We start from the raw sequence: 21,308 nt of genomic DNA on the forward strand, positions 1-21,308 counted from the left end.
TTTATTTGAGCTAGGGCTTATACGTGCTAATTATTATAGTCATTCTTTTAGAATAGAGCCTATCAAAACATGATTATTATTTATTAATATTAAAGTGCTATTTTGTTCATTTGCCAACTGAATTTTAAACAGAGACGTAATTTACGTTTGGTTCAAGTAAAAATCTCGATTCTGGCAAACCTTAACTTTAGATAAACGACCGCCATTCTACTATAAAGATAGTGAATAAAGGTAGTCGGAACCTACGTATGTCATTAACTATATTGAATTCTACTAATATTGCAGAAGCATAGTAGAAGTTGCAGCAATAGCACAGAGGTCATTATAGGCGATTGTATTGCGACTTTCAAAATCAATATAATGCCATTATTACATATGTCACTATCGAGATGGAACACTTTTTACCATTAAAGGTGTAATTAGAAGAAAAACAAGTAAAGTTACCAATTAATCTTCTATTTATTATAAAAAAAAGCAAAGTGTCCTTCTTGAAGGTCGGTGGTTTTTCATAAGTATTTATTTTAATTAGATTATGAATAGTTGTTAAAGTAGCGACGTAATCAGTGAAATAAAGAGGGGGCGAAGTAATTTTTCCCGTTAAAAAGGCCACCTCAGTGGCCTTTTTGATATGGTTAATTTAATGAAGGGATTAGTGATGAGTAGTAACGTGTTCTACTTCCTCACTTTTCTTCATAAACCTGCGTTTGATGACAACGAAGAATACAGGGATAAAATAGATTGCCAATGATGTTGCTGCAATCATACCACCCAATACCCCAGTACCTACGGCATTTTGAGCACCTGAACCAGCACCGTTACTCAATACCAGAGGCGTAACCCCAAGCATAAAGGCAAGTGAAGTCATCAGAATTGGACGAAAACGCATTTTAACTGCATCCAATGTCGCTTCTATTAACCCTTTTCCTTCTTTCTCTATCAAATCCTTGGCAAATTCTACGATAAGGATGGCATTTTTCGCCGATAGCCCGATGGTCGTCAACAGGCCAACTTTAAAGTAGACGTCATTTCCTAGGCCGCGCATTGAAGTTGCCATCAATGCACCGATAACTCCCAGAGGAACGACCAGCATGACAGAGAATGGTACAGACCAGCTTTCATACAATGCCGCCAGACAGAGGAACACGACCACTAATGACAGCGCGTATAGTGCCGGTGCCTGATTACCTGACAGACGTTCTTGATATGACATTCCAGTCCAGTCATAGCCTATACCTGGCGGTAATTGTGATGCCAATTGCTCCATCAGTGCCATTGCGTCGCCGGTACTTTTACCTGGAGCTGCCTCTCCCATGATTTCCATAGAAGGTAAACCATTGTAGCGTTCAAGGCGCGGTGAACCATAAATCCACGGATCTTTTGATGTATCCATGAAAGCAGAGAATGGCACCATTTTCCCATAGTAATTGCGGACGTACAGCTTGCTGATATCGCTTGGCAACATACGATAAGGCGCATCAGCCTGAATCATAACTTTTTTGATTCGGCCGCGATCAATAAAGTCGTTAACGTAAACCCCACCAAACATTGTATTCAATGTTGAGTTAATATTTGATGTGGATACACCCAGAGCCTCGGCTTTTTCCTTATCAATATAGATATGGTATTGCTGTGTATCATTCTGCCCATTAGGGCGAACAGAGCTGAGTATCTCTGGATGTTGCGCAGCCATACCGAGTAGCTGGTTACGTGCATTCGTTAATGCTTCATGGCCAAGATTTCCTTTATCCAACAATTGGAAATCAAAACCACTGGCGGTGCCTAGCTCGACAATTGAAGGAATATTGAACGCAAATATAATCGCTTCCTTGATTTGAGAAAGTTCAGCATTTGCCCGTTCTACAATAGCTGGAACCTTATCTTTTTTATCTTTGCGTTGTTCCCAATCTTTTAGGCTGATAAATACCAGACCATTATTCTGCCCTTGACCAGAGAAACCAAATCCGTTGACTGTAAATACAGATTTAACAACATCGCTCTCTTTGGTAGAGAAATAGTCATTAACTTTTTCCAATACTTTTTGTGTCTGCTCCTGAGTTGAACCAGATGGCAATTGAACCATTGCCAGCAAAACACCCTGATCTTCTTCAGGCAGGAAAGAAGAAGGCATACGGGTAAACATCAGGGCCATACCTGCGATCAACATAACATAGATCACCAAGTAGCGGCCTGTACCACGCAGCATTCGACCAACACTGTCGGTATAATGACGAGTACTCTTTTCAAACAGATTGTTAAACCAGCCAAAAAACCCTTTTCTCGAACCATGGCTGCCTTTGGCAATGGGTTTGAGCATGCTCGCACACAGTGCAGGTGTCAGGATTAAAGCAACCAGTACAGACAATATCATTGCAGAAACGATAGTGACTGAGAACTGACGGTAGATAGCACCTGTCGCCCCGCCGAAGAATGCCATTGGGACGAATACCGCAGAAAGTACCAGCGCAATACCCACCAGAGCGCCCTGAATCTGCCCCATGGATTTTTTGGTGGCTTCTTTCGGGGATAGCCCTTCTTCTTGCATGACACGTTCAACGTTTTCTACAACAACAATGGCATCATCCACCAACAAACCAATCGCCAGTACCATGGCGAACATCGTCAGTGTATTGATCGAGTACCCGAATGCAGCAAGTATGGCGAATGTGCCGAGCAATACCACCGGAACCGCAATTGTTGGGATCAATGTGGCTCGGAAGTTTTGCAAGAACAGGTACATAACCACAAACACCAGCAGGATTGCTTCCGCCAGCGTTTTCACCACTTCGAAAATAGATATTTTAACGAATGGTGTCGTGTCATAGGGAAGTACTACTTTCAACCCGGGTGGGAAGTAAGGAGACATTTCAGCCAATGCGTTTCTGACGGCTTTAGACGTATTTAATGCGTTGGCACCTGTTGCAAGCTTGATACCAATCCCCGCAGCGGGTTTCCCATTGAATCTGCCGATTATGCTGTAGCTTTCAGCCCCCATTTGAATGGTTGCAACATCACTTAAGGTAATCTTCGAACCATTGGGGTTAACGCGTAGCAGAATTTTGCCGAATTCTTTCGCTGAGGTCAGACGTGTTTGAGCGACAATAGAGACATTCATACGCTGACCCGGGACTGGCGGTGTTCCCCCTAATTGCCCGGCTGCAACCTGATTGTTCTGGGATTCAATGGCACTGATCACATCCATGGTGGTCATTTTATAATTGACCAGCTTTTCAGGATCGAGCCAGATGCGCATTGCATATTGGGTGCCGAACAGTTGTGTTTCACCTACACCAGTAACACGGCTTAAGGGATCTTTGATATTCGCTCCGACATAGTCGGCTATATCATCTTGATCCATTGAACCATCTTCAGAAATAAAACCAGCTACCATCAAAATAGAACTGGTCGTTTTCTCAACTCTAACCCCTTGCTTCTGAACTTCTTGAGGCAACAGAGGCATAGCTGCTTGCAGTTTATTCTGAACCTGTACCTGAGCGACATCTGGATTTATGTTCGCTTCAAAGGTGAGCATAATGTTCACGCTACCGGCAGAATCACTGGTGGAAGACATGTAAACCAGATTATCGATTCCATTCATGTTCTGTTCAATAACCTGTGTTACAGTATTCTGCAACGTTGTAGCATCAGCTCCGGGGTAACTCGCTGAAATGGAAATAGCAGGTGGTGCAATTGCAGGGTATTGCTCCACGGGTAATTTCATGATTGCCAGCAGGCCAGAGAGCATGGTGATAATCGCGATTACCCATGCAAATATTGGCCGCTCGATAAAAAACTTAGGCATGAATCACCAACTCCTTATTGAGACTTTTTCGCAGACTCAGCTTGGTTAGCCGTAGGCTTGGCATCCAAATCAGTTTCTGTTGGCTTAACCGTGACGCCTGGCGCTATTTTTTGCAATCCAGTGACGATCACTCGATCCCCTGCTTTCAAACCTTTTGTCACCAACCATTTGTTGCCAATAGCTTGAGCGGCAGTGATATTACGCACTTCCACTTTATTTTCTTTATTGACAATCATTGTGGTAGCCTGGCCACGGGGTGTTCTGGTAACAGCTTGTTGAGGGATCAAAATCGCATTTTGACGAATACCTTCTTCCAGTTTGGTACGGACAAACAGACCTGGAAGTAATTCTTCATTTGGATTCGGGAAAATGGCACGCATAGTGATGGAACCTGTTGTTTCATCAACGGTAGCGTCTGAAAACTCAAGGTAGCCAGTCTGACTGTATTCTTGACCCGATTCAGTCACTAAGCGGATTTTTGATTTGCCGCGCTCTTTGTGAAGGGTGCCGTTGGCAATTTCATCTTTAAGCCGCAGATAATCATCACTTGATTGAGTGATATCCACATAAATAGGATCGAGCTGCTGAACAGTTGTCAGGGCTGTTGGCTGACCAGCAGAAACCAGTGCCCCTTCTGTGACGGTGGATTTACCCGCACGCCCAGAAATTGGGGAGCTGACTTTGGTATACGCCAGGTTGATTCTGGCACTTTCTAACGCGGCTTGGGCGGACTGAACATCGGCCTTTGCTTGTGCGTAATCAGAGGTTGCTTTATCGAATTCCTGTTTACTTACATATTGTGTTCCCAGCAGCGATTTATAGCGCTCGACGGTTAAGTGAGAAACATTTTCATTAGCTTTTGCTCTGGCCAGGTTAGCCTGAGCCTTGCTGTACTCTACCTGATAGGTTGCAGGATCGATTTGATATAACGATTCACCCGCAACAATATCACTACCTTCTTTGTAGTTACGTTTTAAGATAATACCGCCGACTTGGGGACGAACCTCTGCAACACGGTAAGCCGCGGTACGACCTGGTAATTCCGTGATGACTGTCAGAGGTTTTGCTTTCAGCGTTACGATGCCCACATCAGGAACATGTTGGCCCGCAGCCCCTTGCTGTGCATCTTTATTGTCATTGCATCCTGATAAGACAAAACTGCCTGAAAGCAGCAGTAATATGGCCAGAGGTAAAACCCCCCTGTTTATATGCATAAGTAAACCTCAAATTTTCAATGTTGATTCTCTAAACTCACGACTGAAATCATTACTTCATTGATTAAGGGTGCTATAGTACAAACATACATGAATGTATGTAAATCAGCTTCAGTTAAAAACAAAGTTTATGGCAAGAAAATGGCACGAAATAATAAACAACAAGCACAACAAACCCGTCAACAGATCATAGATGCTGCAATAAAGACCTTTTCTGAACGTGGCGTATCGGCTACTTCATTGTCCGATATTGCAACTGCGGCTGGTGTAACGCGTGGGGCAATTTATTGGCACTTTAAGAATAAGACAGATTTACTTTCTGTTGTTTGTAAGATACCCAAGCATAAAACAGCCGAACTAGAGAAAGAGTATCAAGCAAAATACCCCAATAATCCACTCATTGCATTGAGATATTTATTGATTTCGGTATTAAGAATAATGGTAGGCGATCTCCAAAGTTGCCTTCTTATGGAAATTTTTTTCCATAAATGTGAGTTTGTTGGAGAAATGTCTCCATTAGCAGATGAGCTTCGGGAGATATGTATTTCTGATTATGAGAGAATCGAAAAGTTATTAGAATCTTGCATTCAGTCAGGAGAATTACCACATGATCTCGACCTGAAGCGTTCTTCTATCATGCTGAGAGCGTTAATGACAGGGATACTGGAGAACTGGTTATTCTCGCCGGACAGTTTTAATATTCAAGAGCAATCTGTATATCTGGTGGATAGTTTCATTGACACACTGAAATATAGTCGTCATATGCGATACAGAGATGAAAATGCATTTTGAATAATTAGGACAAATAATAATGAAATCTATTTTAATCATTGCCAATGGTGCGGCGTATGGCAATGAATCTCTATTTAATGCCCTAAGATTATCTATTGCGCTCAAAGAACAAGAACCTGATTGCGGGCTGAAATTATTTTTGATGTCTGATGCAGTGGTTGCTGGCTTAGCCGGGCAAGCTCCCAAGGAAGGCTATAATTTGAAGCAAATGCTGGAAATTTTGACGGCACAGAATGTCGAAGTAAAATTATGTAAAACCTGCTCAGATGCCAGGGGGATCAGCGATCTGGCATTGGTTGATGGTGTGGAAATCGGTACATTGGGTGAGCTGGCTCAATGGACATTGGCAGCATCTAAAGTGTTAACATTTTAATTAAAATTAATGTATCAGGAAGTGCAGGGGCGGATTATAAATGCCGCAGTACTTTTTTCTACTATCTGTATTTCCTTAATATCAGTGTTGCCTAATATTAAGCATTATCATTCCATTATTTGCAGATGATGAGTAAATGAATTCATGGTTTCAGTTAACCGATATTTGAGTATTTTGCTCAATAAGGGAGGTGTGTGTGACAAACTTCCCGATAGATTATTGTTTCGATTTGTTTTGGTGGTAGGGCTGCTTTTCATCCTATCGTCCTTTTTTTCTCCGGCAAATGCCGCTCTTGGCAGTGATGTTCCAAACCGCAATGATATCCAAAATCAACTTAATGCTCTGACAGAACGCAAGGAACATACTGTCGAGGAAAAAGCATCAATAGCCGATTTGGAAAAAGCCCTTTCTTTCTTTGACAAAATTGATCAAGTGAAACAAGGCACCGCCTTGTTGAAGAAAAACCAGCAAGAAGCTCCTCAAAAGTCGCGCCAGATCACGCTAGAAATGGAAGGTCTGAAAAATAATACGCAGCAAAATGAAAACGAATATAAACAGTCATTGGACACACTGTCGCTAAAGCAACTTGAGTCGAAATTAAATAGCACGTTGAGTAGCTTGCAAAAGGCATTGGAAGATCTGGCCAGCTATAACAGCCAATTGATTGGGCTGCAAACGCAACCAGAACGAGCGCAAAATATACTATTTCATAATGTGCAAAGATTGCAGCAAATTCGTAATCAACTTAATAATGCATTGACTGAACAGCCGGAATCGAGCCAGACAAAAACAGAACTGTTATTGGTCGAACAATCCTTTTTGATGCAGCAAAATGAATTCCAAAGGGCTGCCTTGCAGGCAAATACGCAATTGCAATCGCTTTTGCAGCAACAGCGGGATTATACAACTCTCCAGATTAAGCAGTTAGAAGGTTATGTCCAGTTGATTCAAACCGTCGTGAGCGGAAAACGGTTAATTATTTCTGAAGAAACGGCAAAAGAAGCACAGACTCAAAACGGGCAAAATTCACATATTCAGGATAACCCTTTGGTCAGCCGGGAGCTGGAAAGTAATCGTGATTTGAGTGAGCGGCTCGTTGCCGCGACCCGGGATAACAATCAACTGGCGCAAAAAAACATTTATGTAAAAACGCTGCTGGATAGGGCGATCCAATCTGAGCGAAATTTAAAAGAGCAGATTAAGGTGTTGCGTGGCAGTTTATTGCTATCGCGCATTTTATTTCAGGAACAGTTGAAAATACCCGCAGATGTTCTAACAAAAGACTTACCGACAAAAATTGCGGACCTGCGTCTGGTGCAATTTGAAATTACTCAGGAACGGGATTTACTGTATCAGGATAACGATTACGTCAAGAATTTATTGATTGAGAACCAGAGTAAAATCAAAGGGGAATCCACAGAAACCGTGGATGAAATCCGTAATGCCCTCAATCAGATTTTGGATGTTCGCCGCGAGCTTCTGGATCAACTCAACAATCAGTTGGGCAATCAGATTACCCACTCCATCAATTTGCAGATGGATCAGCAACAATTATTGGATGTGATGGAGTCTCTGCAACAAACGCTTGTTCAGCAAATTTTTTGGGTAAACAGCAATAAGCCGATGAATTTAGCGTGGTTACAATCTCTGCCTGAGCAAATTCGGGATGAGTTGAATCATCTAAATATTCAAGTAACCCTCAATGGCCTGATTACCGGGCTGGAAAACTCTATCCATTTCGTTATTCCCCTTGTCTTGGTTGGCTTGTTTTTGCGTTGGCAAACCAAAGGCATTAATGAGCAATTAAAGAAAATTGCCGGTGAAGTTGGGCAATTCCGCCGTGACAGTCAACTGCATACCCCATTGGCTCTGATTCTGACCGTAATAAAAACGTTGCCACTTGCTTTCATTGTGCTGGCGGTAGGTTATTGGTACTTAAAATCAGGTGATGACTTGGGCGAGCTGATTTGGGGATTCTCCCGCCAGTTGGCGCTATTTTGGATTATGTACAGCACCTGTTATCAACTGCTTTCCGCAGGTAAGATCGGAGAACAGCACTTTGCCCTGAATAAAGCCGATTGTACTTTATTCCGGAAAAATCTTGTCCGCCTGTCCATTGTATTGCTGCCTATTTTATTTTGGGTAACATTGGGGGTTAAACACCCGTTACAGTTGTCTGATGATGTGATAGGTCAGGGCATTATTTTGATCTGCCTATTCTTTGTCTTCTTATTTGTCTTTCCATTTTGTCGCTACATATGGCGTGAAAAAAGTTCACACATGATACGCCTCATTGTGGTAACAACATTAACGTTTGCACCACTGGTTATGATGGTGCTGATGGTATCTGGTTATTTTTACACAACCTTGCACTTGGCTGAGCGTTGGTTATACAGCCTATATTTACTGCTGCTCTGGTATATCAGCTACCAAACATGTTTACGGGGATTGGGCATTGCTGCCCGTCATATCGCCTATCGACGTGCTGTCGCCCGGCGTCAATCCCTGACAAAAGAAAGTATGGAAGGCGAGGTATTGGAAGAACCGCCAATGGCGTTGGATCTTATTAACCAACAATCATTGCGTTTGACCACGATGGTACTGTTTCTGGTCTTTTTAGGCGCATTTTATTGGATTTGGTCTGATCTGGTGACCATATTTTCTTACCTTGACGGGATCAATTTGTGGCAATACAGCACCACAAGTGAGTTGGGCAATGTACTGAAATACATTACCCTGAAAGATTTGGTTCTATCGATAGCTATGCTGGTGATTTCATGGGTCATGATGAGAAACCTGCCGGGATTGCTGGAAGTTCTGGTTCTATCCCGCTTGCAGCTGCAGCAAGGTGCTTCATATGCCATTAAAACGACATTGACTTATTTGATCATTGGCGTTGGTGGGATCACTGCATTGGGAACGCTGGGCGTTTCATGGAATAAATTACAATGGCTGGCTGCTGCGCTTTCGGTCGGATTGGGTTTTGGTTTACAGGAAATCTTCGCCAACTTTGTTTCAGGCTTGATTATTTTGTTCGAGCGCCCGGTTCGTATTGGCGATACGGTAACTATCGGAACTTATTCCGGTTCGGTCAGTAAAATTCGCATTCGTGCGACAACAATTACGGATTTTGACCGTAAAGAAGTGATCATTCCCAATCGGGCATTTGTGACAGAACGTTTAATCAACTGGAGCCTTTCCGATACTGTCACGCGGATCATTATTAAAGTTGGTGTCGCATATGGCTCTGATCTTGATAAGGTGAAAGAGGTGCTGTTAAAGGCCGCCAATGATAATAATCGAGTGATGAGCGAACCCGGGCCACAGGTCTATTTCATGAGTTTTGGTGCCAGCACTCTGGATCATGAACTGCGGCTTTATGTGCGTGAATTGGGAGATCGCAGCCGTACCGTTGATGAAGTCAATAGAAGCATTGATAAATTATGCCGGGAAAATGATATTAATATTGCCTTCAACCAGTTGGAAGTCTACTTACACAATGGCCAAGGTGATAGTTTGCAAGAGGTGCAGAAGCCACTAAACGGCGGCAATCACCATTCTGATGGGCATTTTTAAAAATGCGGCCTGATGAAATAAGAATGGATTGAACTTATTTATCAGGCTGCTGAGACTGCTTTTCCAGTTTCCCCTGCAAATCGTGTTTAACAATTTCTAATGCGGCCAGTGCGATGTCAGGGGAAACTTCATTACACTCAAGGAGGTAAATAAGATCGACTGCAAGCTGAATTTCAGGTGGTGCTTGTTTGAGACTCATGATGGGTTATATCCTTCTGACTAATCAGAGTTTTCTTTTTTTTCTATTGTTCTTTCAATGCGCATTAATGCTTGGCGGCAGCGAGCCAGCCTTCCTGCCAGAGCCGCAATTTCTTTTTGCAGTTTATATTTATTTTCTAGTGTAACTTGTTTATTTAATTGTAATTCCCGGTCATCAACCATCGCCATTAAACGGCGTTCATAATCCTGATGCTCTGCCAGGCGTTGGTAAAGATCCCGTTCTTGTGAATGGCGTTCAAATTTATCTTCTTGTTGCCGTAAAGTCTGGGTGGCAATTTCCCGTTTCAACGCCTCTATTTGTGTCACCAGACGTTCAGAAAGGAATGTGACCTGCTCAATGCGGTTGCTGGTTACGCACGTTTTCAATTGTTCCATATTTTGCTTGATTTCCTGCATGTACCCACCCAATTTATTACTGTGGTGATGGAACAGCGATTGATCAAAGCGGGCGATGGAAAAAGGCGTATCAGGGAGTTGTGCGAGATCTTTTTCCAGATTGCTTATCTGTTTTTCAAGTGCACTTAATAAACTTTGTATGCCCATCTACAACCCTTTATCATTAATAATCTGCTCATCAAAGAGCATTTCGTTAAAATGTCTTAATATTGGCTACAGAGCCTTCAGATGTGATAAATGCAAGGCTTGACTTAAGTCAATAAAACATAAGCTGCAATTTGTATCACAGTTGCTTTTTTCTGGTAGTTTGAATAAATTCCACCGTTTCCCTTTTTATAACTGGCTGGCATCGATTATGACCGCTAATGCACAACAACTGCAATTAATTAAAGATAGTATCGAAACAATCCCTGATTATCCGAAAGAGGGCATCCTTTTTCGTGACATTACCACCTTGTTGGATAATCCTGCGGCTTACCAAGCGACAATCGATTTATTGGTAGACCGTTATCAGGATAAAGGCATTACAAAAATTGTCGGTACTGAAGCCCGTGGTTTCTTGTTTGGGGCTCCTGTTGCACTTCGTCTGGGAGTGGGTTTTGTTCCTGTCCGTAAAAAAGGCAAATTACCCCGTGAGACGTTAAGTGAGACTTACGATCTGGAATATGGTACTGACACGCTGGAAATTCATAAAAACAGTATCACAGAAGCCGATCAAGTTTTGGTCATTGATGACTTACTTGCAACGGGCGGCACGATTGAAGCGACAGTAAGTTTGATTCGTCGCCTCGGTGGAAACGTGTCTGAAGCCGCATTCATCATTGGTTTACCAGACTTGGGTGGTGTGGAGCGTTTGAAAAAACAAGGTGTGGAAAGTTATACGATTGTCGAGTTCCCGGGACACTGATTTCCTGCCTACTGTAACAATTGATTGTTCTGATTTTTGCATTATTGGTACATCAGCCTCGCCGTTCATAGTGAGGCTGTGCTAGCATGATAGACAGTCATGTTCAATTTCCTCGGTATTCATGAGCTATCAGGTACTTGCCCGTAAGTGGCGCCCACAAATATTTTCTGATGTGATCGGTCAGCAACATGTGCTGACTGCATTGGCTAATGGTCTTGAGCACCAACGCCTCCATCACGCATATCTTTTTTCCGGCACTCGCGGTGTAGGTAAAACCACGATCGCACGTCTGTTGGCAAAAGGACTGAATTGCGAAACGGGTATAACAAAGACTCCGTGTGGTCAGTGTGCAAACTGTCTTGAAATTGAACAGGGGCGATTTGTCGATCTGATTGAGATCGATGCGGCTTCCCGAACAAAAGTAGAAGATACCCGCGAACTGCTGGACAATGTCCAGTACGCTCCTGCACGCGGCCGTTTTAAAGTTTACCTTATTGACGAAGTTCACATGCTTTCCCGCCACAGTTTCAATGCCTTGCTAAAAACATTGGAAGAACCGCCGGGACATGTGAAATTCCTTTTGGCAACAACCGATCCACAAAAGTTGCCAGTGACAATTCTTTCACGTTGCCTGCAATTCCATCTGAAAGCACTCGATGTGAATCAGATCAGCAGCCAACTGGAGCATGTTCTTAACGCAGAACAAATAGAGAGCGATGCTCGAGCTCGCCAGCTTCTTGCCCGCGCTGCGGATGGCAGCATGCGTGATGCATTGAGCTTAACAGACCAAGCCATTGCGCTCGGGGGCGGGGTGCTGACATCGGATATCGTCAGCCAAATGTTGGGAACGCTGGATGATGAACAACCATTGGCAATGATTGAATCATTGGTTCATGCTGATGGGCAAAAAATGATGGCTTTGGTTGAACAAGTTGCATCCCGTGGTATGGATTGGGAAAACTTGTTGATTGAAATGTTGTCATTGTTGCATCGTATTGCCATGCTCCAACTATTGCAGCAGCAGCCAGAAAATGATTCTTCATCAATGGAAGGGCGCTTGCGCTTGCTGGCAAGGTCTATTTCTCCCACTGATTTGCAGGTTTATTATCAAGCACTGTTGGTCGGTCGCAAAGAACTCCCTTATGCGCCAGAACGCCGGATGGGCGTTGAAATGGCATTATTGAGGGCGTTGGCATTTCATCCCAAAGCGGTCATTGAAGAAACACCCTCACCCGCGGTGGAAATACCTGTAGCCCCCATTCCAGCTCAGGTTGCTCCAAATAATACAGCTAGCGCAGGTCGTACAGGAAATGCTGGTAGAGCAGAAAATGCAGGTAGTGCAGGAAATGAGCCCGTGGCGCAGAATGTGCCTCAAACAATGGATACCACCTCCACTGCCAACAGCCCGACCGAGAAATTATTGCAAGCAAGAAATTTGCTGAATCGTCAAGGGAATATTCCACCAAAAAAGCTTAAGCCGGCAGAGTCTGGGAAGGCTAAGCCGGCAAGTTCGGCGCTGGAGCGATTGGTGGCTGTGGCTGAACAGCGTCCTCAGTCTTATGTCCCCAAGGCACAAGAATCTAAGCCGATAAAGAAAGAAGCATATCGTTGGCGGGCCACGAATGTTCCGGTTGAAGAAAAACAACAATCGGTTACCACACCAAAAGCGATAAAAGCGGCACTTGAGCATGAAAAAACCGTTGAATTAGTTGCCAAATTAGCGGTGGAATCGAAACAAAGGGATCCGTGGGCTGCGGAAATTGATAAACTGAACATTCCCAAATTGGTTCAGCAGGTAGCATTGAATGCCTTCAAAGAACAGATTGATGAAAATCGGCTTTGTTTGCATTTGCGTTCAAAACAACGTCATCTTAACTCTGCATCGGCACAAAAAGCTTTGTCCGAAGCATTAAGTGAGTTGCATGGGAAACCTATTGAACTCAATATCATTGAAGATGATAATCCTGCGGTAAAAACGCCTCTGGAGTGGCGGCAAGCTATTTATGAAGAAAAATTAGCACAAGCTCGCCAATCCATTATTTCGGATAAAACGATTCAAACACTTCGGCAGTTATTTGATGCAGAATTGGATGAGGAAAGTATCCGGCCTGTTTAACCGTCACAGCGTATTTGTATGTTGTGTCTATAGCAAAGAGAGATAATTATGTTTGGTAAAGGTGGTTTGGGCAATTTGATGAAACAAGCCCAGCAGATGCAAGAAAAAATGCAGAAAATGCAGGAAGAAATTGCAAGCCTTGAAGTTACTGGCGAATCCGGTGCTGGTATGGTGAAAATCACTATCAATGGTGCACATAACTGCCGTCGTGTAGAAATCGATCCAAGCTTAATGGACGATGACAAAGACATGCTGGAAGATTTGATTGCTGCTGCGTTCAATGATGCTGCCCGTCGCATTGAAGAAACCCAGAAAGAAAAAATGGCCAGCGTTTCCAATGGAATGCAGTTGCCACCTGGATTTAAGATGCCATTCTAATGCAAACCAGTCCTCTTCTTGAATCGTTGATGGAAGCATTGCGCTGTTTGCCCGGCGTAGGCCCCAAATCTGCCCAGCGGATGGCATTTCATCTATTGCAGCGAGATCGCAGCGGTGGCATGAGATTGGCTCAATCGCTGACAAAAGCAATGTCTGAAATCGGTCATTGCCAGGATTGCCGGACGTTCACTGAACAAGAACAGTGTACAATTTGTGCAAACTCCCGCCGTCAGCAAAATGGTCAGATTTGTGTGGTGGAAAGTCCGGCGGATATCCATGCCATTGAGCAAACCGGCCAATTTGCGGGGCGTTATTTTGTCTTGATGGGGCACTTGTCTCCTCTGGATGGCATTGGGCCAATGGATATCGGATTGGATCGTTTGGAAGAACGCTTATCAAATGAAGCCTTATCAGAAATCATTCTGGCAACGAATCCGACAGTCGAAGGAGAGGCAACGGCAAATTATATTGCGGAAATGTGTTCGCAATATGGTGTAACGGCCAGCAGAATCGCTCACGGTGTCCCTGTGGGGGGAGAGCTTGAGATGGTGGATGGCACAACGTTGTCTCATTCACTGGCTGGCCGTCAAAGGATCACTGATGTGTGATCTATACTCGCAGGATTTTGAGTTGCCCAGCCAACAAAGCTGCAACCTGAAAGATAGCCGGTATATAACCAGTCCCACATGAGGCGTTGTAATGGATGGTGCTGCGGATAATGCCGCCATCCATAACAGGTTTTACTTCTGGCAAACCAATTTTTACTTCCACTAAACTAATTTTTGCATTCTTCTTATTTTCCTAACTTGAAACTTCCCAGATCTATCCCCATCTGTTTACCATCGTCCGAATTTACATATCTGAACTGGATTTAGATTGAGGTAATAAATGAACATGAAAGGTCAGGAAACCCGTGGATTTCAGTCTGAAGTCAAACAACTGTTGCAGTTGATGATTCATTCTCTCTATTCCAACAAAGAAATTTTTCTCCGTGAATTAATTTCAAACGCATCTGATGCCGCAGACAAATTGCGTTTCCGTGCATTATCAGCGCCAGAGCTGTATGAAAATGATGGTGAACTGCGTGTTCGTCTGGCTTGTGATAAAGAGCAGAAAACCATCACTATCAGTGACAATGGCATCGGTATGTCCCGCGATGAAGTGGTTGATAATCTGGGAACAATTGCAAAATCCGGCACTAAAGCATTTCTTGAATCCATCGGTTCTGATCAGGCAAAAGACAGCCAATTAATTGGTCAATTTGGTGTTGGATTCTATTCAGCATTTATCGTTGCGGATAAAGTCACCGTACGTACCCGTGCAGCAGGTGCAGCAGCCGATCAGGGTGTGTTCTGGGAATCAACGGGTGAAGGTGATTACACTGTCGCAGATATTGAAAAAGCAGGGCGTGGTACAGAAATCACACTGCATTTACGTGATGGAGAAAGTGAATTCCTCAATGATTGGCGTCTTCGTTCGATCATCGGCAAATATTCTGATCATATCGCTTTGCCGGTTGAAATCGAAACTCAAACTAAAAATGAAGAAGACGATACCGTCACAGTCACTTGGGAAAAGATCAATAAAGCCCAGGCACTGTGGACTCGTGGTAAAGCAGAAATCAGCGACGAAGAGTACCAAGAGTTTTATAAGCATATTTCCCATGATTTTGCTGATGCCCTGAGCTGGAGCCATAACCGCGTTGAAGGTAAACAGGAATATACCAGCCTGCTGTATATCCCTTCTCAGGCTCCGTGGGATATGTGGAACCGTGAGCACAAACATGGTCTGAAACTGTATGTACAGCGCGTTTTCATCATGGATGAAGCTGAGCAGTTCATGCCAAATTACCTGCGTTTTGTTCGTGGCCTGATTGACTCCAACGATCTGCCATTGAACGTTTCCCGCGAAATTTTGCAAGACAGCACAATTACCCGCAACTTACGCAATGCGCTGACTAAACGTGTATTGCAGATGCTGGATAAATTGGCAAAAGACGATGCAGAAAAATACCAGACTTTCTGGCAGCAATTTGGTCTGGTGCTGAAAGAAGGGCCAGCGGAAGACAGCACAAACAAAGAAGCCATCGCTAAATTGCTGCGTTTTGCTACAACGCACAATGACGCTTCAGCGCAAACTGTTTCTCTGGAAGAGTACATCGGCCGCATGGTTGAAGGGCAAGAGAAAATTTATTACATCACTGCCGATAGCTATGCTGCTGCGAAAAACAGCCCTCATTTGGAACTGTTCCGCAAGAAAGGCATTGAAGTACTGTTGCTGTCTGACCGCATCGATGAGTGGATGATGAGTTACCTGACTGAATTTGATGGCAAATCATTCCAGTCTGTTAGCAAATCTGATGAATCCCTTGAAAAACTGGCTAACGAAGATAGCTCAGAGCAAGAAGATGCGGACAAAAAACTGGAACCATTTGTTGAGCGAGTGAAAACCCTGCTGGGTGAGCGAGTAAAAGAAGTTAAATTAACCCGCCGTCTGACAGATACACCTGCGATCGTCACAACTGATGCCGACGGCATGAGCACTCAAATGGCGAAGTTGTTTGCGGCGGCAGGTCAATCTGCACCAGAAGTAAGCTATAATTTTGAGCTGAACCCAGAGCATGATCTGGTCAAGAGAGCTTCTGACATTCAAGATGATTCACAATTTGCGGATTGGATAGAATTGTTGCTGGATCAAGCTTTGTTTGCAGAGCGAGGTACGCTGGATGATCCAAACCAATTCATTCGCAGAATGAATCAGTTATTATTAACTGAAAAAGCGTAATCTCTTTGAGGTCATGATAAAAACCACGCTTCCATAGAAAATGGAGCGTGGTTTATTTTTTTATAATGCGAAAACGTTTACCTGTTTTCTTGAGCCACACCCCATTCAAATGGTATGGTGGTTCGTTTTCTTTAAAATACGAAAAGCAAATAGCAAGGGGATTTACGCGATGCGTATTATTCTGCTGGGCGCGCCAGGCGCCGGTAAGGGGACTCAGGCGCAATTTATCATGGAGAAATATGGGATCCCTCAGATTTCGACAGGTGACATGTTGCGTGCGGCAGTGAAAGCTGGCACAGAGTTGGGTTTGAAAGCAAAAGAATTGATGGATAATGGTAAGCTGGTGACTGATGAATTGGTCATTGCTTTGGTTAAAGAGCGCATCAAACAAGATGACTGCCGCAATGGCTTCTTGTTGGATGGGTTCCCGCGCACAATCCCTCAAGCTGATGCCATGAAAGAAGCGGGTATCAAGATTGATTCTGTTCTGGAATTTGATGTTCCCGATGAAATCATCGTTGACCGTATCATCGGTCGTCGTGTACATGCTCCATCGGGCCGTGTTTATCACATTAAATTCAATCCACCAAAAGTGGAAAATAAAGATGACGTTACAGGTGAAGAGCTGACCACCCGTAAAGATGATCAGGAAGATACTGTCCGTAAGCGTCTGGTTGAATACCATACACAAACAGCACCTTTGGTTTCTTATTACCAGAAAGAAGCTCAGGAAGGCAATACACAATACTTCAAACTTGATGGAACTCGTCAAGTATCTGAAGTCAGCGCAGAATTGGCGAAGATTCTGGGTGAATGATTAATCATCTCCGGATAATCACTTCCTGAACTGCCAGAACAGGCGGTATTCTTTACCGCCTGTCTCTTATCTTTATCAACATCCCTTATTTTTATTCCCTCACAAGTATCATTCACTCGAATGAAGAATTATATGTGTCCATCACTTATGCCTTATACTAGGCCGTCAGGTATTTTAATGGAGCACTAAAGAATGAGTCGCAATAAGTATGGTGTCCTGCTCGTCAATCTTGGTACGCCGGATGCACCCACACCAGCAGCAATAAGGCGTTATCTGGCACAGTTTCTGAGTGACAGAAGAGTTGTTGATATTTCTCCATTAATTTGGAAACCCATACTGTATGGCTTGATTCTTCCTTTCCGATCTCTTCGGGTTGCCAAACTTTACCGAGAAATCTGGACAGAAGAGGGATCGCCTCTGCTGGCTTATGGCCGCCGCCAACAAAAATTACTGGATGAGAAATTGGCGGGCATACCTGTTGTCTTGGGCATGACTTATGGCTCTCCCTCTTTATCGCAATCCATTGATGATTTGCTGCAGCAAGGCGTGGATGATTTAATTATAGTGCCGCTGTATCCCCAGTATTCCAGTACTACTTCAGCCGCAGTATTTGATAGTGTCAGTAAAATATTGCGGGGATATCACACTATTCCAAATTTGCATTTTGTCCGCAGTTATGCTAACCATCCGGCCTACATTGAAGCATTAAAGAAAACCATTGAGCAGAATTTTGAGAAACATGGTCAGCCTGACCGTTTGCTTATTTCCTTCCACGGAATACCTGAACGTTTGGCTGCAATGGGCGATATTTATCCACAAGAGTGCGAAGCAACGACTAAACTATTGGCGCAGGCCTTAGATTATCCTGAAGATAAAATTGTCATGACGTATCAGTCTCGCTTTGGCCGTTTACCGTGGTTATCACCTTATACAGATAAAACAATGGCATCATTGCCGGCTCAGGGAGTGGAACATATTCAGGTGATATGTCCCGGTTTCTCAGCGGATTGCTTGGAAACATTGGAAGAAATTGATCAGCAAAATAAACATATCTTTTTGAACGCGGGTGGGAAAAAGTTTGAATATATCCCGGCTCTTAATGATAATGAGTCCCACATTTTACTGCTCGAAAAGTTAGTAAATAATATCATCAAATAATTTTTAACTATTTATTCGGCAACCTTAACTAACACTATGAATGGTGGGTGTTGGTAATTGTATGATTTTTTAAGGATATTGTTTAAATCAATGATTACCGTGAGCGGAATAAAGCGCTTGCCTATCAATGAAAAACAAAACTATTTGGATTGGATATACAGATAATGAGTGATAAACCTATTAAACACCCCGATTTTTATACAGAGAATGCAAGTTATCATCATCTGCCTCAAGAAGATGAAATAGATTTGTTTGAATTATTCTCCGTACTTTTCCAATCAAAATACCTGATCATTGCAATCTCTCTTGTCTTTGCCTTGATTGGTTTTGGTGTTGCATCATTTTTGCCACAAAAATGGACCAGTACTGCGGCTGTGGTTAAACCTGAACTGGAAGAATATCAGCCATTAAAAAATGTCTTAACGGATTTACGTGTTCTGAATCTTGAGCCGAATGTGACAGAAGGCTCACTGTATCAGCGCTTTGTTGATAATTATAATTCACGTGTATTACGTGAAAAATATTTGGTCAGTACCGATTATTTTAAAAACTTGCTCGCCAAGAAAGAAGATACATCTGAGCAAGAAAAAAGACGCTTGATTGAAAAAATCGTGAATAAAGACATTACATCCTCTTTGCCCAAGAAAGGTGATGAAGTTGATGAAGTGATGCTCTCTTTCAGTGCAGACAATGCGAAAGATGCTTATGATCTGTTGGGTGGCTACACCAAATTTGTCTCTGCGGTTGTTCGTGAGCAAGTTAAAGATGAACTGAATGATATGGTTCATCAGAAATTGGCTTATTCACAAAAAATGTATGATATTGATTTATCCCGTATCGCCAATATGCGCAGTGTAAATATTGAGCGTTTAAAATATGCGATTTCTATTGCAAACTCTGCCGGTGTTAAAAAACCCGTTTCGAATGGTGGAGCAATGATCAAGGATGACCCGGATTACTCAATTGCGCTGGGCTCTGATGCGTTGCAACGTAAGCTCCAGATTACTGAAGAAATTACCGATCCAACGAGAATTGATGCGGATTTGCGTAACCGTCAGTTGTATATCCAAAATCTGCAAAAAGTAAACATCGATAAAGTTAATTTTGAGCCATTCAAATATATGCAGGCACCTTATGAGCCGACATCAAAAGACTCACCTAAGCGTCTGCTGATTCTGATTGGTGCGGGCTTTATCGGATTTATTCTATCCATTATGTATGTGTTGCTGCGTCATATGGTACGTAGTCGCCAGAAACAAAGCGCTTAATATTATTATCGAATAGTACAGCGTGAATCTATAGCAGCCAATGTTACCACAACATTGGCTGCTTATTTTTTACCACCTTGTTTTTTGTTTTGCTCCAGTATGGTACTAAATGATGTTGTGCTAAAATGCCGCATGTTTTGGCTCTATTGCAGCAATTAATTATGAAATTCCCTGGTAAACGTAAATCTAAACACTACTTTCCTGTTAGTTTAAGAGATCCTCTTCTTCAGCCCATCAAAGAAATGATGGATACCGAAAATAACCGAGCTTACATTGTTGGTATTGATCAAACGTTGGTGGATATTGAAGCTAAAGTCGATGAAAGCTTCATTCAGCGTTATAACTTGAGCCAAGGACATTCGTTAGTTATTGAAGATGATGTTGCTGAAGCGCTCTACAAAGAACTGACAGACAATAACCTTATCAGTCACGAATTTGCCGGTGGAACCATAGGTAACACTTTGCACAACTACTCTGTACTGGCAGATGATAAATCTGTTCTGCTCGGTGCCATGTGCAATAACATCCAGATAGGAAGTTATGCTTATTGTTACCTGTGCAATACATCCAGCCGTATGGATCTGAATCACCTTCAGGGCGTAGATGGCCCCATTGGCCGCTGTTTTACCTTAGTGACAGAAAATGGTGAAAGAACATTTGCTATCAGCCCGGGTTTAATGAATCAACTTCAGCCGGAAAGCATTCCTGAGCACATTATTGCAGAAGCCTCAGCATTGGTTCTTACCGCATATTTGGTACGCTGTAAGCCCGGTGAACCAATGCCGGAAGCGACGATGAAGGCGATTGAATATGCGAAGAAACATGATGTGCCAGTGGTGCTGACATTGGGAACAAAATATGTCATCGCTGATGATCCTCAATGGTGGCGTGATTTCCTGGCTGAAAATGTTTCTGTTGTCGCAATGAATGAAGACGAGGCATATGAATTAACCGGTTTCAGCGATCCATTGCTGGCGGCGGATATGGCGCTCAATTGGGTCGATTTGGTACTGTGTACTGCAGGGCCTGCTGGATTGTACATGGCGGGTTATACAGAAGAAGAATATAAACGCCAGACATCTCATCCTCTATTGCCTGGTGCAATTGCGGAATTTAATCGCTATGAGTTTAGCCGAGCGATGCGCAAAGTAGATTGCCAAAATCCAATGCGCGTTTATTCCCATATTGAACCTTTTATGGGCGGCCCTGAAAAAATCATGAATACCAATGGCGCTGGAGACGGAGCATTATCGGCTTTATTGCACGATATCACCGCTAACAGCTATCACCGGATGAATGTGCCGAATTCCAGCAAACACATGCGCTCGTATTTGACTTACTCCTCATTGGCACAAGTATGTAAATATGCAAATCGGGTGAGCTATCAGGTATTGAGCCAACATGCCCCACGTTTAACTCGAGGCTTGCCAGAAAAAGAGGATAGTCTGGAAGAGTCTTATTGGGAGCGTTAATATTGGGAATTTGTACCAGTATGCTGCCTTAAATATTCC

Annotated in this window: 17 protein-coding genes; 12 read left to right on the forward strand and 5 right to left on the reverse strand. The window is 43.2% G+C overall.

Features of this window, described 5'->3' with window-relative positions; genetic code table 11:
• Nucleotides 1–649 precede the first annotated feature (649 nt).
• Both FE392_RS11560 and FE392_RS11565 read right to left on the reverse strand, forming a co-directional pair.
• Nucleotides 650–3,799 (reverse strand): efflux RND transporter permease subunit, encoded by a 3,150-nt coding sequence (locus FE392_RS11560; protein WP_319930376.1) that lies wholly within the window; start codon nt 3,797–3,799, stop codon nt 650–652.
• A 14-nt stretch (nt 3,800–3,813) separates the two neighbouring features.
• The gene (locus tag FE392_RS11565; RefSeq protein WP_319930377.1) at nt 3,814–5,013 is read right to left on the reverse strand and encodes an efflux RND transporter periplasmic adaptor subunit; all 1,200 of its coding nucleotides are present in this window, start codon (nt 5,011–5,013) and stop codon (nt 3,814–3,816) included.
• A 141-nt stretch (nt 5,014–5,154) separates the two neighbouring features.
• Between FE392_RS11565 and acrR the strand changes: the two genes are divergently transcribed.
• The 3 genes from acrR to mscK all read left to right on the forward strand — a co-directional run bounded on the left by acrR (nt 5,155) and on the right by mscK (nt 9,754).
• Nucleotides 5,155–5,805 (forward strand): multidrug efflux transporter transcriptional repressor AcrR, encoded by a 651-nt coding sequence (gene acrR / locus FE392_RS11570; protein ID WP_319930430.1) that lies wholly within the window; start codon nt 5,155–5,157, stop codon nt 5,803–5,805.
• 19 nt (nt 5,806–5,824) lie between these two features.
• A complete protein-coding gene (locus tag FE392_RS11575; RefSeq protein WP_319930378.1) occupies nt 5,825–6,178 on the forward strand; it encodes a DsrE/DsrF/TusD sulfur relay family protein in 354 nt (117 codons plus the stop codon).
• A gap of 144 nt (nt 6,179–6,322) precedes the next feature.
• Nucleotides 6,323–9,754 carry a mechanosensitive channel MscK gene (gene mscK, locus FE392_RS11580; RefSeq protein WP_319930379.1) on the forward strand — a complete coding sequence of 1,144 codons (3,432 nt, stop codon included), beginning with the start codon at nt 6,323–6,325 and terminating at the stop codon, nt 9,752–9,754.
• Between the two features lie 34 nt (nt 9,755–9,788).
• Here mscK and rsmS read toward each other — a convergent pair whose 3' ends face one another.
• Nucleotides 9,789–9,953 (reverse strand): pleiotropic regulatory protein RsmS, encoded by a 165-nt coding sequence (rsmS, locus tag FE392_RS11585; protein ID WP_319930380.1) that lies wholly within the window; start codon nt 9,951–9,953, stop codon nt 9,789–9,791.
• A gap of 20 nt (nt 9,954–9,973) precedes the next feature.
• Complete coding sequence (priC, locus tag FE392_RS11590; protein WP_319930381.1) at nt 9,974–10,516, reverse strand: primosomal replication protein PriC; 543 nt, start codon at nt 10,514–10,516, stop codon at nt 9,974–9,976.
• 208 nt (nt 10,517–10,724) lie between these two features.
• On the opposite strand from priC, the gene apt reads away from it, so the two are divergent.
• From apt to recR, 4 genes are all read left to right on the forward strand, one after another.
• A complete protein-coding gene (apt, locus tag FE392_RS11595; protein ID WP_319930382.1) occupies nt 10,725–11,276 on the forward strand; it encodes an adenine phosphoribosyltransferase in 552 nt (183 codons plus the stop codon).
• A 121-nt stretch (nt 11,277–11,397) separates the two neighbouring features.
• Nucleotides 11,398–13,392 (forward strand): DNA polymerase III subunit gamma/tau, encoded by a 1,995-nt coding sequence (dnaX, locus tag FE392_RS11600; protein ID WP_319930383.1) that lies wholly within the window; start codon nt 11,398–11,400, stop codon nt 13,390–13,392.
• Between the two features lie 48 nt (nt 13,393–13,440).
• Complete coding sequence (locus tag FE392_RS11605; protein ID WP_319930384.1) at nt 13,441–13,770, forward strand: YbaB/EbfC family nucleoid-associated protein; 330 nt, start codon at nt 13,441–13,443, stop codon at nt 13,768–13,770.
• Nucleotides 13,770–14,378: a recombination mediator RecR gene (recR, locus tag FE392_RS11610; protein ID WP_319930385.1), complete on the forward strand. Its 609-nt coding sequence runs from the start codon at nt 13,770–13,772 to the stop codon at nt 14,376–14,378. The genes FE392_RS11605 and recR overlap by 1 nt, the downstream gene beginning before the upstream one ends.
• A gap of 1 nt (nt 14,379) precedes the next feature.
• Here recR and FE392_RS11615 read toward each other — a convergent pair whose 3' ends face one another.
• Entirely contained in the window at nt 14,380–14,541 is a 162-nt protein-coding gene (locus FE392_RS11615; protein ID WP_319930386.1) for a hypothetical protein, read from the reverse strand.
• 123 nt (nt 14,542–14,664) lie between these two features.
• Here FE392_RS11615 and htpG point away from each other — a divergent pair, with 123 nt between their 5' ends.
• From htpG to FE392_RS11640, 5 genes are all read left to right on the forward strand, one after another.
• Entirely contained in the window at nt 14,665–16,554 is a 1,890-nt protein-coding gene (htpG, locus tag FE392_RS11620; RefSeq protein ID WP_319930431.1) for a molecular chaperone HtpG, read from the forward strand.
• Between the two features lie 169 nt (nt 16,555–16,723).
• Nucleotides 16,724–17,371, forward strand: coding sequence for an adenylate kinase (gene adk / locus FE392_RS11625; protein ID WP_319930387.1), 648 nt, complete (start codon nt 16,724–16,726; stop codon nt 17,369–17,371).
• Nucleotides 17,372–17,563: 192 nt separating this feature from the next.
• Nucleotides 17,564–18,529 carry a ferrochelatase gene (hemH, locus tag FE392_RS11630; protein ID WP_319930388.1) on the forward strand — a complete coding sequence of 322 codons (966 nt, stop codon included), beginning with the start codon at nt 17,564–17,566 and terminating at the stop codon, nt 18,527–18,529.
• A gap of 164 nt (nt 18,530–18,693) precedes the next feature.
• On the forward strand, nt 18,694–19,797 hold the full coding sequence (gene wzz(fepE), locus FE392_RS11635) for an LPS O-antigen length regulator Wzz(fepE) (protein ID WP_319930389.1): 1,104 nt from the start codon (nt 18,694–18,696) through the stop codon (nt 19,795–19,797).
• Nucleotides 19,798–19,958: 161 nt separating this feature from the next.
• Nucleotides 19,959–21,269 (forward strand): inosine/guanosine kinase, encoded by a 1,311-nt coding sequence (locus FE392_RS11640; RefSeq protein ID WP_319930390.1) that lies wholly within the window; start codon nt 19,959–19,961, stop codon nt 21,267–21,269.
• Nucleotides 21,270–21,308: the final 39 nt, after the last annotated feature.

This window comes from Xenorhabdus santafensis (assembly GCF_033949405.1).
GTDB classification, from domain to species: Bacteria; Pseudomonadota; Gammaproteobacteria; order Enterobacterales; family Enterobacteriaceae; genus Xenorhabdus; species Xenorhabdus santafensis.